The following is a 14,343-nucleotide window of genomic DNA, read 5'->3' on the forward strand; positions in this document are numbered from 1 at the left end:
GCTCCTGGGCGTCGCTACGGGTCGCGGTTCGCCCAGGCGCGCGGCAGTCGACGTACGGGATGCGCAGTACGCCGGGCCGCTCCCCGGTGGTGATCCACCCGAACGCCAGTCACGGCCCGCCGCCCAGTGTAGGCGAACCCGGGCGGGTTCCGGCGTGGGCCCCGGCCCGGCAATCCGGTGGATGGGCGGCGCCGGACCTGGGACGATCGAGACATGACGCGCACTTTCGACCATCTCGTCGCCGAAGCGGAATCCGTCTCCGTGGACGGCTGGGACTTCTCCTGGCTCGACGGCCGCGCCACCGAGCAGCGTCCCTCCTGGGGCTACCAGGGCCTCCTGGCGCGGCGCCTGGCGCAGGTCGACTCCGCCCTGGACATCCAGACCGGCGGCGGGGAGGTGCTCGCCGGAGCCGGGCCCCTGCCCCGGCTGACGGTGGCCACGGAATCCTGGCCGCCGAACATCGACAAGGCGACGAGGCTGCTGCACCCGATCGGCGCGGTCGTGGTCGCGGACTCCGACGAGCCGCCGCTGCCGTTCGGCGACGAGGCCTTCGAGTTCGTCGCCAGCAGGCATCCGGTCACGGTCTGGTGGGAGGAGATCGCGCGGGTGCTCAAGCCCGGTGGTACGTACCTCTCCCAGCAGGTCGGCCCGGCGAGCGTCTTCGAGCTCGTGGAGTACTTCCTGGGGCCGCAGCCGGAGGAGGTCCGACGGGGCCGGCACCCCGACGACGCGGTCGCCGGGGCCGCGAAGGCGGGGCTGGAGGTGGTCGATCTGCGCTCCGAGCGGCTGCGGACGGAGTTCCACGACATCGGAGCCGTGATCTACTTTCTACGGAAGGTGATCTGGATGGTGCCGGGCTTCACGGTCGGGCAGCATCGGGACCGGTTGCGCGAGCTGCACGAACAGATCGAGCACGAAGGCCCGTTCGTCGCGCACACCGCCCGATTTCTCATCGAAGCCCGCAAAACGGGCTGACAAAACGGGCGGACGCGACCACCCGCGACCGGCTCTCCGGTCACGGCGTGGCGCAGGTCACTCAATTCAGCGCGTAACGAATCTACTCGGGCATGCGATGAACCGACAGGTGTCCTCGTGCGGCCCGGAATACAGACCCCCCTCGGGTCTGTTTCCCGAGTTCGCGCGATGATGTCCCGCCACCCCTTATCTGTTCGCAACGAGAGGCTCCTTGTGTCGCTCAGCCCGTCCCGTACGTTCCCCACGGAAATCGCCGAATCCGAGGCCCTGGTCGCGCTTGTCGAGCGCGGCCGCGAGCAGGGTCACATCAACGGTGATGACGTGCGCCAGGCCTTCGAGGCCGGCCGCATCCCGGTGGACCAGTGGAAGCGGGTCCTGCGCAGCCTGAACCAGGTCCTGGACGAGGAGGGCGTCGCGCTGCACGTCAGCGCCGCCCCCGCCACGAAGGCTCCCGCCAAGAAGGCGCGCAAGGCGGCCGCTCCGGCGCGCACCGTCGCCAAGAAGGCCGCTGCCCCGCCGCGCCTCATCGGTGCGCGCAAGACGGCTGCCACCACCCCCGCCGCGGCGATATCCGACCCGTCGGCCTCCGGGACCGAGGAGGAGGTGGCGGCGGAGGCCGCCGCCGCGCCCAAGAAGCGGACGGTCAAGAAGGCCGCCGTCAAGAAGACCGCCGTGAAGAAGACGGCAGCCACGAAGAAGACCGCCAAGGACGGCGACGAGGGCGACGCCCCCGTGGCCGAGGGCGAGGACTGGGCTGCCGAGGACCTGGACGAGGGCGACGAGAAGGAGACGCCCAAGACGGGCGGCAGCGCCGGCTTCGTCCTGTCCGACGACGACGAGGACGACGCCCCGGCCCAGACCGTCATGGTCGCCGGCGCCACCGCCGACCCCGTCAAGGACTACCTCAAGCTCATCGGCAAGGTGCCGCTGCTCAACGCCGAGCAGGAGGTGGAGCTCGCCAAGCGCATCGAGGCCGGACTCTTCTCCGAGTACAAGCTCGAAGAGGAGGAGGACCACAAGCCCGCGTTCAAGCGCGAGCTGGAGATCCTCGTCGAGGACGGCCGCCGGGCCAAGAACCACCTGCTGGAGGCCAACCTCCGCCTCGTGGTCTCCCTCGCCAAGCGCTACACCGGCCGCGGCATGCTCTTCCTGGACCTGATCCAGGAGGGCAACGTCGGTCTGATCCGCGCCGTGGAGAAGTTCGACTACACCAAGGGCTTCAAGTTCTCCACGTACGCCACCTGGTGGATCCGGCAGGCGATCACGCGTGCCATGGCCGACCAGTCGCGCACCATCCGCATCCCCGTCCACATGGTCGAGATCATCAACAAGCTGGCCCGTGTCCAGCGCCAGATGCTCCAGGACCTCGGCCGGGAGCCCACTCCGGAGGAGCTGGGCAAGGAACTCGACATGACCCCCGAGAAGGTCATCGAGGTCCAGAAGTACGGCCGCGAGCCGATCTCGCTGCACACCCCGCTGGGTGAGGAGGGCGACAGCGAGTTCGGTGACCTCATCGAGGACTCCGAGGCGGTCGTGCCGGCCGACGCGGTCTCCTTCACCTTCCTCCAGGAGCAGCTCCAGTCCATCCTGGGCACGCTCTCGGAGCGCGAGGCGGGCGTGGTCTCCATGCGCTACGGCCTCAACGACGGTCAGCCGAAGACCCTCGACGAGATCGGCCGCGTGTACGGGGTCACCCGTGAGCGCATCCGCCAGATCGAGTCGAAGACCATGTCGAAGCTCCGTCACCCGTCGCGCTCGCAGGTGCTGCGCGACTACCTCGACTGAGAAGTCGGGTCACGCCCCTCAGGCCAGTCGGAAGACCGGCCCGCGGGGCGTGAACGGCAGGGAGGCGCCCTGCGGGACCAGGAAGGCGTGCTCGCGCCGGATCCGCAGGGTGTCGGTCCAGCCGTCGGTGATCACCAGGACCGGGGCCCCGGGCGGGAAGTCCTCCGCCCGCAGCAGCAGGTCGATGCCCGGCTGCAGTACGGTCCCGCCCCGGCCGCGCACTTTCACCCGGCCCTGGGCTCGCCCAGAAAGAACAGCCGGGGGCAGATAGCCCGCGTCGTACGGCGCCGCGTCACAGAACACGACGCGGGCGGCCGGCACGTCGCGGGCTTCGGCGTACGAGGCGATGGCGCCGAGCGCCTTGCCGATCAGGGCGGTGTCCATCGACCCCGAGGTGTCGAGGACCACGCCGAAGGTGCAGCGGGCGGTCTCCTCGGGCGGGAAGTACCGGCCCGCGCGCGGGATGTCCGGCGTGGAGGCCTGGCGGCGGGCCGGGCGCGCGAAGCTGCGTACCGGCTCCGGGCGGGGCACGTACTCGTCGAACCAGCGGGCCAGCCGCACGTCCCAGGGCACCGGCGGGTGGGCCAGCGCCCGGATCTCCTCGACCAGCCCGGCGGGCAGCAGCCCGCGCTCCCCGGCCCCGTGCAGGTCGAAGCCCTGGACCAGGCCGCGCCGGTAGAACTCGTCCAGGTCGGTGTACGGGCCGCTCCCCGGGTGCGGCAGCGGCTCGCCCAGGATGTCCCCGCGGCCCTTGCCGCGCAGGGTGGCGAGCCGGCGCATCCGGCGCAGGTCGCCGGTGATCCGGTCGTAGACCTCCTCCACGGACAGGCCCCGCAGCTCCGCGTCGTACAGCAGCCCCTCGGGCATCTCGCCGACGTCCATCTCCACGAGCCAGCCGTTGACGACGTAGTCGGCGGCCACGTTGTGCAGGTACGGGTCGCGCGCGCCGCACCGCTCCCCGTGGCGCAGGGCGGCGTGCAGCATCTCGTGGGCCAGGATGAACCGCCATTCCCCGTCGGTGAAGGTGCGCAGCGGGTTGACGTAGATCTCCCCGGCGCTCGCGCTGACGGCGGCGATGTCGATGCCCTGGGCGCGGGCCAGCTCGGCGTCGGCGACGAGCCGCAGGCCCGCGGCGAGGCCGCCGAGCAGGGGGTAGGAGGACACGAACCAGTTCAGGGCCCGCTCCCACGGCTGCGGCCGGTGGCCCTCGCGGCCGGCGGCCAGGTCCATGGTGGCGGACACGGACCGGGTGAGGGCGTGCGCGAAGCCGGTCTGCCAGTCGGGGACGGCGCTCCAGTGCGACCAGGCCTCCAGGATCTGGTCGGGGGCGCCGGGGGCGCTCGTACCGCAGTCCTCGTAGCGGGGCGGGACGCCGTCCCGGCGCCAGGCGCCGGCGAGCTGCTCCTCGTCGCCGCCCGGGTACGCCTCGGGCAGCCGGTCGGGGGCCAGGCCGACGGGGAAGTTCAGCAGGAAGCGGTTGACGACGACACAGCGGGCCGCGAGGTCGGCGCGGTCGGGCTGAGGCCGGTCCGCCTCCTTGGCGGCGGGTACGTGCCCGAAGCCGAGGTGGAGCAGGCAGTGCGCCAGGGTCCAGGCCCACTCCGCGGGCTCGGCGCGGCGGGTCGGGTGGGCGTGGATCACCCCGTTGGAGGTGACCACGGCGAGCCCGGCGGCGGCGCAGTGCGCGCACTTCGGGCTTCGGCAGTGGGTGGCGGACACGGCGTTCAGCGCGGGGTTCTGCCGGACCGCGGCCCGCCCTGCCTCGTAGGCGAGGGTGGCCGGATCGGGCTTGGGCTCCTTGCCCTGCTTGGCCTTGCTGCTCACCGGCGGGCCTCGACCAGGCGGGGCATGTCGCGGGCGGCTTCGATGAGGAACCAGGCGGGCAGCACGGGCAGGCCGTCGGCGTCGTCGGCGATGACGGTCTGGGCGACCTCGACGGAGATCTCGGCGAGCTGCACGAGCAGGGACTTGGCGCGGTAGGCGGTCTGCCGGACGGCGGGCGAGACGTGCTCCTTGCGGGCCGGGAGCTCCTTGACCAGGCGGCCCCGGAAGGCCTCGGCGAGGTAGTACAGCAGGTCGCGGTCCTCCACGCGGGCGGGCCAGGAGGCATCGCCCTTGATGACCGCCTCGATGCCGAAGGTGTGCCGGACGATCTTGGCGTAGCCGCGGAAGGACACGGCGTGCGCGGGGGTGAGGGTGCCGTGCGCGAGCACGCCGAGCGTCTGCTCGTCCAGGTCCTGGCCGAAGGAGTGCAGGGCGTCGGAGAGCATGTGCCAGGAGCGCGGCGTGGAGAACGGCTCCTCCGTCTTGGGCGGCTGCGACCACAGGTGGTCGGGCCGGTCGGTGAGGTAGTCGGTGACCCACGGGTGGATGCCGTGCTCGCCGGCCCACACCAGCCAGTCCCCGGCGGAGGCGGTCAGGTGGACGTGGGTGAGGCGGTTGACGAGCGCGGAGGCGATGGGGCGGGCCAGGGCGTTGTCGGTGGCCCGGTTGCCCGCGCCGATGACGATGGAGCCCGCGGGCAGCTCGTAGGAGCCGATCCGCCGGTCGAGGATCAGGGAGTAGAAGGCCTTCTGCACGTCCGGGCTCGCGGCGTTGAGCTCGTCGAGGAACAGGCAGTACGGCTCCTCGCGGGCGATGGCCTCGGGTGGGCAGAACACCGAACGCCCGTCACGGATCTGCGGTACGCCGATCAGGTCCTCCGGCGCGAGCTGGGTACCCAGCAGGCTCACGCACTCCAGCCCCAGCGAATCCGCGAACTTCCGCACGAGCGAGGACTTGCCGATGCCGGGCGCCCCCCAGAGGAACACGGGCCGCACGGTGGCGAGCCCGAGGAGCAGTTCGGGGAGCTGGGCGGGGGTGACGGTGACGGCGGCCTGCACGGGCGACAAGTCCTTAGGGGTCCGGGTACGTGGTGTGCCCAGTCTGGGCACACCACGTGTCCCGGAGCACCCGGTTTTCCGGGCCCCCGAGGGCCCTCCGTCCCTTGCCCTCAGGCCGCGGAGTGCTCCAGCAGGTGCTTGAGCTTCTCCTCGCTGCGGGGCATCTCCTTGCGGACCATGGGCTTGACCGCGAGCGGTACGAGCGCCCTGCCCAGGCCGTGGCCCTCGAAGTCGACGGCGATGGTCACGCGCGAACGGGCCCCGCCGTCGAGCGGTTCGATGCGGCCCCGCACGTCCGGCCGGACCGGACCGTCGATGCCGTGGAGGTGCCAGCTCCTCGGCGGGTCCATCTCCAGGAACTCCATGGTCGTGGGGATCCTGCGCCTGCCGATCTGCCGGGTGACGAGGACCTTCGAACCGACGTGGACGGGAAGGTCCCCCATGGGCACCGCGGAGACGGCGCTGTCCTGCCACTCCGGCAGGTGCGTGGGGTCCGTGACGTACGAGTAGACGTCCTCGGGACTGCGGTCTATGTCGATGCTCTTGCTGATCGCGGACATGGCGACCCCTCGGAGCCCCCCTGATGGACTCTGCTTCCAACGTACGCCCCGGCCGGGCGGGCGCGCGATGCTCCGGCCGGAGGCCTACGCCGGGTCCGCGCCCGGGGTGACGGAGATCTCCGGGGGGACCGGGATCTGGGGCCCGTCCGCCTCGGTGAGCCAGCGGCGCAGGACCTCGTGGACCGCCTCCGCGCCCACCAGCTCCCCGTCGGGCCGGAACACCGGCTCGGAGAGCTCCACCGGCCACATCAGGAACGGGTGGCCCTGCTCCCCGCCCAGGCCGCCGTGCGAGCCGATCTGCTCCTCGAAGGCGTGCACCGCGCCCGTCTGCGGGTCGTAGGCCGAGTTCACCATCACGTCGGCCACGTGCGGGAAGCTGTCGGTCCGCCGGACGGCCCGCGCCGCGCCCGGGCCGAAGGGGGCCAGCAGTTCCTCCACCGCGCCCGGCTCGTCCAGCCGGGCTTCGGCCCCATCGGCCGCCAGGACGGTCCCGTCGACGAGCAGGAAGCCGACGCCGGGGTGGTTCGCCAGGGTGGAGAGCAGCGCCGGGTGCGCGCGGTCGATCCGCTCCCTGGAGGCCCGGCCGGGCAGGTCCGGGAAGGAGATCAGCCCGAGGTTGCCCGAGGCCAGTACCACCGGGTCGGGCCCCGCCCCGGGGCGCACCTCCTCGTCGGTCTCCTCCACCGGCCGGTGGAGCGCGGCCAGTACGGCGGCACGCGCCTCGGCGCCGCTGTGGGTGCGGCCGGCCTTCCGGGACACGGGCAGCCCGCAGCCCGCGCGGACCAGGTCCTTCAGGGTGAGCCCGTACCGGGCCAGGAAGGTCTCCCCCGGGCTCTGGCCGTGGTCCGAGAGCAGCACGATCCGGTACTCCCGGGGCGCGTGCTCGGCGACCCGGGCGATGAGCGCGAGGCTGCGGTCGAGCCGCGCGAGCACCTGCTCGGTGTCCCGGGAGCGCGGGCCCGAGTGGTGGGCGACCTCGTCGTAGGCGACCAGGTCGGCGTAGACCGCGGCGCGCCCGGCCAGCATGTCGCCGATCACGGCGGCGACCACGACGTCGCGCTCCACCACCGTCGCGAAGGCCCGGATCAGCGGGTACAGCCCGCCGCGGGCGACCCGTGGCCGGTCCCCGCGCAGGCGGCCGCGTACCGACTGGGTGATCTCGCGGGCCACCTCGGCGACGAAGGAGAGCGCGGTGCGGACCGCGTTGGCCGGGTCGGAGAAGTACGCGAAGTAGCCCGCGCGGGAGCGGTTGTGCGGGCTCCGCCGGGCCGAGACGGACAGGACGAGCGCCAGCTGGCCGGCGCCGCCGCTGAAGAGGTTGCCGCGGCTGGCCCCGTCGAGGGTCAGCAGGCCCCCGTCCCCGGTGCGTTCGACGGCCCGCCGCTGGAGCTCGGCGGCGCTGGTGGGCCGGTTGCAGACCACCACCTCGCCGGTGTCCTTCTCGTACCAGCGGAAGGCCGGGACGTCGAAGTTGGAGCCGTGCAGGATGCCGAGCTGGCTGGCGCCGGTCTGGCTGGACCAGTCGGTGCGCCAGGAGGTGACGCGGTGGGTGCGGTCGAGCCATTCGGCCACCGTCGGCATCAGACCGCTGCCGGCCGCGCGGCGCAGCACCTCGTACCCGACCCCGTCGAGCTGCAGGAACACCGTGGCGGGGGCGCGTTCGTCGGCCCCGGGCATGCCCTCGCGGCGCTGACGGCGCCGGCGGCGGTCGGCGAGCCGGTAGAGCCGGCGCCGGTAGGCCTCGTCGTCCCGGACGGCGAGCGCGGTGGAGGTGGCGGAGGCGACGGCGGACATCACGGCGGCGACCACCACCGCCGTCTCGGGGTCGGCCTCGCCGCGGCCGGCCGGGATCAGGCTGAGCGCGATCAGCAGCAGCGAGCCGTTGAGGAAGAAGACGAGCAGGCCGAGCACCAGGGCCGGCACCAGCAGCAGGGCACGTACGAGGACCGGCCACACCAGCGCGCTCAGCAGACCGAACGCACCGGCTCCGAGGGCGGCCGTCAGGCCTATCTGCGTGATGCTGTCGCGGTCGGCGCCCGCGCCCGCCTGGAGTCTGAAGTCGGGGAGGATTCCGGCCAGGACGAGCATGGTGAGGGTGGACACCGCCCAGACGATGACCACCCGCACCAGGGCGCCGCCCGCAGTCCGCCACCGGCCTCGCAACACGCCGAACCCGCCTCACCACCGTGGCCCGCACCGCGCCGACGGGCCCCCGTCCCCACGGTGTCCAGGCTCGCACAGCGGCGCCCGGCAGGCCGGGTGACACGGGCGGCGGATGTGCGTACGGGGGGCGGGGCGGGGACCGGCGCGTGCGGCCTAGGTGCCGTCGTATCCGGCGGTCGGCATGGAGAGCCGGCGGTGCACCTCGGCCTTCATCGCGGAGGTGTAGTGCGGTTCGTCGAGACCGGCGGTTTCCAGCCGTACGCCGCGCCGTGCGCATTCCGCGGTGAACTCCCCCACGGAGTGCAGCGCGCGCGTCAGCACCCGGTGGTTGGCGGTGACGAACAGGTCGACGCGCCCGGCGTCGATGTCGTTCCACAGCCCGCAGTGGTCGGCGCGCAGCCCGTAGACGAACAGTTGGCGGGTCACCACGTACCCCCGGTCGGCCGCCCAGCGTGCGCACATCGCGTGCTGGCTCCGGGTGTCCACGGCGAAGGGATCCGCGTCCAGATCCTCCAGCGGGGCCAGGCTGGCGATCGCGGCCACGCGCAGCTCATCCATGCCGCCCGACCCTACTCCGATCCGGCGCCGGGGAGGAGGGGGCGTGGAGGGCCGGTTCTCCGGTTCCGGGCGGTTTGGGCGGGCAGCCTTTAGGCTCGGACGGGACCCGGTGGCGAGCGGGACGAGGGAGGGGATCAGGGGCCGGTGGAGATCACTTGGTGGGGCCACGCGACGTGCACGGTCGAGGACTCCGGGGTCCGGCTGCTCACGGACCCGCTCTTCGCACGCCGGCTGGCGCACCTGCGGCGCCGCCGCGGGGCGGTGCCCCCGCCGCAGGCGGCGGTCGCCGACGCGGTGCTCGTCTCGCACCTGCACGCCGATCATCTGCACCTGCCCTCGCTGGCGCGCCTCGCGCGCGGGACCCGGCTGCTGGTGCCGCGCGGGGCGCCGGGCGCGGTGCCGGGGCTGGCACGGATAGCCGGGGTGCGGGGGCTGGCGGTCACGGAGGTGGCGCCGGGCGACACGGTGACCGTGGGGGACGGTGCGGGGGGCGGCGTACGGGTCCGGGCGGTCGGCGCACGGCACGACGGGCGGCGGCTGCCGTTCGGGCCGCGGGTCGCTCCCGCGCTCGGGTACGTGATCGAGGGCTCGTCGCGGACCTACTTCGCCGGGGACACCGGCCTGTTCGACTCGATGGCCGACGAGGTCGGACCGGTGGACGTGGCCCTGCTGCCGGTGGGCGGCTGGGGGCCCTACCTGGGTCCCGGGCACCTGGACGCGGCGGGTGCGGCGCGGGCGCTGGCCCTGCTGGCGCCCGCGGCGGCGGTTCCGGTGCACTGGGGTACGTACTGGCCCATCGGGATGGACATGGTGCGGCCGCACGAGTTCCACGCGCCGGGCGAGGAGTTCTTGCGGTGTGCGCGGCGGGAGGCGCCGAAGGTGACGGTCCGGGTGCCCGCGCACGGTGAGCGGGTGCGGCTGCCGTGAGGGACCTGTCCCTGCCCCTGTCCCGGCTCGCGGAGGCGGCCGCGCAGGTACCGCCGGAATCCACCCAGCAGGCGATCGGCTACCCGACCCTCTTCGTGCTGGTGGCGCTGGGCGCGCTGGTACCGGTGATTCCGACGGGCGCACTGGTCAGTACGGCGGCGGTGGTGGCGTTCCACCAGGACTCCCTGCCCTTCGGGCTGTTGCTGGTGTTCGCGGTGTCCTCGCTGGCCGCCTTCGCCGGGGACCTGGCGCTGTACTGGCTGGGCCGGCGCGGGGTGCACTCGCGGAACGGATCGCGCTGGCTGGAAGCCCTGCGCCGACGGGCGACCCCGGAACGCCTCGCCCAGGCGCAGCGCAAGCTCGACGAGAACGGCGTACTGGTCCTGGTGGTCTCGCGCCTCCTCCCGGGCGGCCGCATCCCGGTGATGCTGGCCTGCCTCCTCGCGGAGCTCCCCCTGCGCCGGTTCGCCCGCGGCGACGGGCCGGCCTGCCTGGCCTGGGCGGCGACTTACGGGCTGATCGGCATCGTGGGCGGCTCCCTTTTCGCGGAGCCCTGGAAGGGGGTGGCGCTGGCGGTGGCCCTCACGGTGCTCATCAGTGCGACCCCGGGCCTCTGGCGCCGCCTCCGCGGCTGACCTGGCCGGTCGTGGAACCCGCCCCGTGCGGCGCCGTTGCCGGGGACCGGTCCCCGGACCCCTGCGCCTCAAACGCCGGCGGGGCTGGGGGTGGCCTCGGTCCGGCCCGGCTGCGGATGGGGGCCGGTGCCGGGGGCGGGGTGGGGTGTCGGCCTGGACTGCATGATTTAGGCGCCCTCTCCTGAACTCCGACAGGGCGCGACATGCACCAGCGCCACAAATCACGCTCTACGTCCAGGCCGACACCCCACCCCGCCCCCGTCCCCGACCCGGGCCGCCACCAGCCGCCCCCGACCGGGCGAATATTTCAGCCCGGCCGCCTTATCCAGCCCGGGCTGCGCAAACCAGCCTCGCCAGCCCAACGCAGCCGTAATCCAGCCTCGCCGGCGTTTGAGGCGTGGGGTCTGGGGCGGAGCCCCAGGGGCTGGGCGCAGCTTGGGAGACCCTTCCGGACCGGGCCGCGCCAATTCAGCCGTCCGGCGTTTGAGGACCGGGGTCTGGGGCCGAGCCCCAGGGGGCTGGGCGCAGGTTGGGAGTCGCTTCCGGAGCGGGGTGCGCCAATTCAGCCGTCCGGCGTTTGAGGACCGGGGTCTGGGGCGGAGCCCCAGGGGGGCCGGGCGCAGCCCGGGGGCCTTTCGTTTTAGCCCGTCCGGCGTTTGAGGACCGGGGCAGGGCCGGCCCTGGGAACGGGGGAAGGGCGGGTCGGGGACTTCGCCCCGCAGGGCCGCTACAGGGATCGGGACGCCCCGACCGGGAGGTCCCACAGGTGCTCCCGGGGCAGCCCGGTACGGGACCACGCGGCCCGCACCCGCTGCAGCGGCTCCATCACCGGCTCCGACGAGAGCACGAAGGTCCCCCAGTGCATCGGCGCCATCCGCCGCGCCCCCAGGTCCAGACAGGCCTGCACGGCCTCCTCCGGATCCGCGTGGACATCGCGGAGCCACCACCGCGGGGCGTACGCCCCGATCGGGAGCAGCGCCAGATCGATTCCGGGGTGCCGCCGCCCGATCTCGCCGAACCAGTGCCCGTAGCCGGTGTCACCCGCGAAGTAGACCTTCTTCGCGGCCCCGGCCCGCCCGTCACCGCCGGAGGCGGCGGCGGCGCTGAGCATCCAGCCGCCCCACAACGTCCGGCACGCGTCCATCAGCGACCGCTTCGACCAGTGGTGCGCCGGCACGAACTCGAACCGTACGCCGCCCAGTTCGGCCGACTCCCACCAGTCGAGTTCGGTGACCCGGGTGAACCCCCGCCGCCGGCACCAACGCGCGAGACCGGCCGGGACGAAGAGCGGCGTCGTGCGCGGGAGCCGTTTGAGGGTGGGGGCGTCGAGGTGGTCGTAGTGGTTGTGGCTGATCACCACGGCGTCGACCGGCGGCAGTTCCTCCCACCGCACCCCGACGGGGGTCATCCGGGCCGGAGTGCCGAGGATCCGCCGGGACCAGACGGGGTCGGTCAGGACGGTCAGTCCGCCGATCCGCAGGATCCAGCTGGCGTGCCCGGCCCAGGTGGCGGACACCGTCCCGGCGGCCACGGCGGGCAGCGGGGCGGGCGCGTACGGCAGGTCCGGGATGCCGCGCAGCCCTTCGGGGCCGGGCCGGAAGGCGCCTTCGCGGGCGAGCCGGGCGAACGCACGCAGCCCCGGCAGCGGGGTGGTCAGACGGTCCGCGAACGAGCGGGGCCACAGCCGGTGTTCGCCGAGGGGCCGCGGCCGGGCGGGCCGGATGCCGGTGCCGGCTGCGGCACCGGCCCGCGTGGCCGCCGGGGGGATGTCCGGGCCGCTCTCGGCGACCGCCTCGGCCTCGGCCCGGGAAGCCGAGGGGGCGTCCGTCTGATCCCTCATCGAGAAGTCTCCGTTCACCGGCGGCATTCGGGGGTTTCCAGTTCCGCGGCGGGCCTCAGTCGGACAGCCCGGCCAGGACCGACCGGAGCCGGGCCAGGGAGTCCCGTACGTGGGGCAGTGCGAGGGGGTCGGCCGCGGTGAGCGCCGCGAGCCGCTCTTCCGGGGTGGCGCCGAGCAGCGGTCCCGTCGACAGCCGGACCCGCGGGGCGACGGGCTCGTCCGCGAACCGCTGCCCGCCGGGCGTCGGCGCGCCGAGCCGTCCGCCCAGCCAGTCCTCGAGTTCCATCGCGTCGCCGACCCCCTGCCGGGCGAGCCCCGAGCGCAGCGGCGTCAGATCGGCGTAGAGGTGGCGGCCGGCCTGCGGGGGCCGGGCCAGCGCCCCGGCGGCCAGCAGTTCCCGGTGCGCGGCCCGGGCCACGGCGCCGTGCAGGGCTGCGGCCGCGGCGGTGCGTCCCGCGACGGCGGCGGGCTCGTCGAGGGCGTGCGCGGCCGCCCCGGCGACGGGGCCGGCGACGAAGCCGCCGGTGGCGGTGAGCACGTCCAGGGTCCGGGCCCGCAGCCAGGCGCCGTGCGGGGTGCCGGGAAAGCGGATGACGGCGGCGGGCCAGCCTGCGGGCAGCAGTGCGCCGGAGAGGTCCAGGAGCACCGCGGTGTCGTCCGGCAGCATCTCGGCCGGGCTGAGCACGACGAGCCTGTCGTGGGAGCCCGGGCGCCCGTGGAACGGCCGGTGGACGGTGTCGCGCCAGGTCTCGTCGCTGACGACGAACAGCCCCGCGGACTCGGCGGCCTCGCAGGCCTCCCGGAGCAGTTCGGGCGGCGGGACGGTCGCGGTCGGGTCGTCGGCCACGGAGAGCAGCAGCACCCGCGGGTCGCCGCCCTCGGCGCGCACCCGGCGCACGGTCTCCAGCAGGGCGTACGGATCGGGTACGCCGCCGCACTCGGCCGGGGTGGGGACGTGGTAGGCCCGCCGTCCCAGCAGCCGGACCTGTGGTGTCCACCAGGCGGGACAGGGCCGGGGCAGCATGACGTCGCCGCCGTACGCGCCGAGCAGCGCCAGCAGCAGGGCGGGCGCCCCGGGTCCGGCGGCCACGTGGTCGGGGTCGGTGGGCAGCCCGCGCCGCCCCCAGTGCCGGGCCGCGGCGGACCGTACGGGCACTCCCCCGCCGACCGGTTCGGGGGCCGAACGCCAGGCGGCCGCCGCAAGGACGGCCGTGAGTTCGGGCAGGACGGGCAGGCCGGGCTGTGGCGGGGGCGGACCGTAGCGGACCGGGCCCCGGCCCTCGGCCATCGTGCGCTGGATCCCCGACACCGCGCGCCACCTCTCCCTGCCGTTCCGCGCTCCCGATCCATGCCTTTATACGGTTATTCGTTCAGGATCGCCCCTTTTACGTCAGCCGCTCCTCCCCAGCAGTGCGAGCAGCCGGGTCTGGGCGCTCGCCCCGGCCGGGATCTCCAGCGGAGCCGCGTACATGCCGCTCGCGGCCAGCCCGTCGACGTAGGGCATGACCTCCTTGATGGAGAACTCGACGAGGCCGTCGGGCAGCCGGTCGTCGCCGCCGATGCCCCGTGCGAGGTCCCAGGTGTGGACGACGCAGTCGGCGGTCAGCTCCGAGCAGTACGCCGACCCGAGCGCGGGCCCGTACGAGAGCCGGACGGTGCGATCCAGCGCCCCGGGGATCTCGAAGGCGGTGTGCGCGGCGGCGGAGGCCTCGTCCCAGGCGGCGGCCGGATCCGTGCCGAGGACGTCTCCGTTGAAGGTGCTGCCGATGTCCTCGACGGTGCGGCCGTCGGTGACCAGGGGCGGTATCCACAGTTGTTCGGCGGTGACGTGGTTGACCAGGTCGCGCACGCTCCATTCGCTGCAGGGCGTCGGCGCGTCCCACTGCGCGTCCGAGACCGCGTGGACGTACTGGCCGAAGAGTCGCAGCGCTTCGGCGTGCCGCTCCAGCAGCGGGTCCGGCATGGATGGCATGGACCTCACCGTCCTTCGTTCCCGAGTCACTGTCCTCGCGGAATCA

The 14,343-nt window shown here is 73.9% G+C and carries 12 protein-coding genes and 1 riboswitch; of the genes, 4 read left to right on the plus strand and 8 right to left on the minus strand.

All coding sequences use genetic code 11. The features are described from left to right. Positions 1–23 precede the first annotated feature (23 nt). Positions 24–123, minus strand: a riboswitch (ZMP/ZTP riboswitch). Between the two features lie 90 nt (positions 124–213). Both OG276_RS05615 and OG276_RS05620 read left to right on the plus strand, forming a co-directional pair. Further along, positions 214–975, plus strand: a complete 762-nt coding sequence (locus OG276_RS05615) for a methyltransferase domain-containing protein (RefSeq protein ID WP_266903315.1) — start codon at positions 214–216, stop codon at positions 973–975. A 213-nt stretch (positions 976–1,188) separates the two neighbouring features. Next, entirely contained in the window at positions 1,189–2,760 is a 1,572-nt protein-coding gene (locus tag OG276_RS05620) for an RNA polymerase sigma factor (protein WP_266903317.1), read from the plus strand. A gap of 18 nt (positions 2,761–2,778) precedes the next feature. On the opposite strand, the gene OG276_RS05625 is transcribed toward OG276_RS05620, so the two are convergent. The 5 genes from OG276_RS05625 to OG276_RS05645 form a co-directional block, all read right to left on the minus strand. Further along, positions 2,779–4,584: a hypothetical protein gene (locus tag OG276_RS05625; protein ID WP_266903319.1), complete on the minus strand. Its 1,806-nt coding sequence runs from the start codon at positions 4,582–4,584 to the stop codon at positions 2,779–2,781. Further along, the gene (locus tag OG276_RS05630) at positions 4,581–5,642 is read right to left on the minus strand and encodes an ATP-binding protein (RefSeq protein ID WP_266903321.1); all 1,062 of its coding nucleotides are present in this window, start codon (positions 5,640–5,642) and stop codon (positions 4,581–4,583) included. Before OG276_RS05630 ends, OG276_RS05625 begins: the two co-directional genes overlap by 4 nt. Positions 5,643–5,752: 110 nt before the next feature. Next, positions 5,753–6,202: an SRPBCC family protein gene (locus OG276_RS05635; RefSeq protein WP_266903323.1), complete on the minus strand. Its 450-nt coding sequence runs from the start codon at positions 6,200–6,202 to the stop codon at positions 5,753–5,755. Between the two features lie 84 nt (positions 6,203–6,286). Continuing rightward, positions 6,287–8,368 (minus strand): phage holin family protein, encoded by a 2,082-nt coding sequence (locus tag OG276_RS05640; protein WP_266903325.1) that lies wholly within the window; start codon positions 8,366–8,368, stop codon positions 6,287–6,289. Between the two features lie 150 nt (positions 8,369–8,518). After that, positions 8,519–8,923 carry a hypothetical protein gene (locus tag OG276_RS05645; RefSeq protein WP_266903327.1) on the minus strand — a complete coding sequence of 135 codons (405 nt, stop codon included), beginning with the start codon at positions 8,921–8,923 and terminating at the stop codon, positions 8,519–8,521. Between the two features lie 144 nt (positions 8,924–9,067). On the opposite strand from OG276_RS05645, the gene OG276_RS05650 reads away from it, so the two are divergent. Both OG276_RS05650 and OG276_RS05655 read left to right on the plus strand, forming a co-directional pair. Continuing rightward, on the plus strand, positions 9,068–9,850 hold the full coding sequence (locus OG276_RS05650) for an MBL fold metallo-hydrolase (RefSeq protein WP_266903329.1): 783 nt from the start codon (positions 9,068–9,070) through the stop codon (positions 9,848–9,850). Between the two features lie 5 nt (positions 9,851–9,855). Further along, a complete protein-coding gene (locus OG276_RS05655) occupies positions 9,856–10,485 on the plus strand; it encodes a DedA family protein (protein WP_266912549.1) in 630 nt (209 codons plus the stop codon). A 727-nt stretch (positions 10,486–11,212) separates the two neighbouring features. Here OG276_RS05655 and OG276_RS05660 read toward each other — a convergent pair. The 3 genes from OG276_RS05660 to OG276_RS05670 all read right to left on the minus strand — a co-directional run bounded on the left by OG276_RS05660 (position 11,213) and on the right by OG276_RS05670 (position 14,288). After that, positions 11,213–12,325, minus strand: coding sequence for an MBL fold metallo-hydrolase (locus OG276_RS05660; protein WP_266903331.1), 1,113 nt, complete (start codon positions 12,323–12,325; stop codon positions 11,213–11,215). A 55-nt stretch (positions 12,326–12,380) separates the two neighbouring features. Continuing rightward, positions 12,381–13,613 carry an aminotransferase class I/II-fold pyridoxal phosphate-dependent enzyme gene (locus tag OG276_RS05665; RefSeq protein ID WP_266912551.1) on the minus strand — a complete coding sequence of 411 codons (1,233 nt, stop codon included), beginning with the start codon at positions 13,611–13,613 and terminating at the stop codon, positions 12,381–12,383. A gap of 102 nt (positions 13,614–13,715) precedes the next feature. Continuing rightward, entirely contained in the window at positions 13,716–14,288 is a 573-nt protein-coding gene (locus OG276_RS05670) for a TIGR03086 family metal-binding protein (RefSeq protein WP_266912553.1), read from the minus strand. Between the last annotated feature and the right edge of the window lie 55 nt (positions 14,289–14,343).

It is taken from the genome of Streptomyces sp. NBC_00086, assembly GCF_026343255.1.
GTDB lineage: Bacteria > Actinomycetota > Actinomycetes > Streptomycetales > Streptomycetaceae > Streptomyces.

Excerpts from the sequence above, each read along its gene's own strand:
- OG276_RS05645 (WP_266903327.1), bottom strand. The coding sequence starts at position 8,923 with ATGGATGAGCTGCGCGTGGCCGCGATCGCCAGCCTGGCCCCGCTGGAG.
- OG276_RS05635 (WP_266903323.1), bottom strand. The coding sequence starts at position 6,202 with ATGTCCGCGATCAGCAAGAGCATCGACATAGACCGCAGTCCCGAGGAC.
- OG276_RS05660 (WP_266903331.1), bottom strand. The coding sequence starts at position 12,325 with ATGAGGGATCAGACGGACGCCCCCTCGGCTTCCCGGGCCGAGGCCGAG.
- OG276_RS05670 (WP_266912553.1), bottom strand. The coding sequence starts at position 14,288 with ATGCCGGACCCGCTGCTGGAGCGGCACGCCGAAGCGCTGCGACTCTTC.
- OG276_RS05615 (WP_266903315.1), top strand. The coding sequence starts at position 214 with ATGACGCGCACTTTCGACCATCTCGTCGCCGAAGCGGAATCCGTCTCC.
- OG276_RS05665 (WP_266912551.1), bottom strand. The coding sequence starts at position 13,613 with ATGGCCGAGGGCCGGGGCCCGGTCCGCTACGGTCCGCCCCCGCCACAG.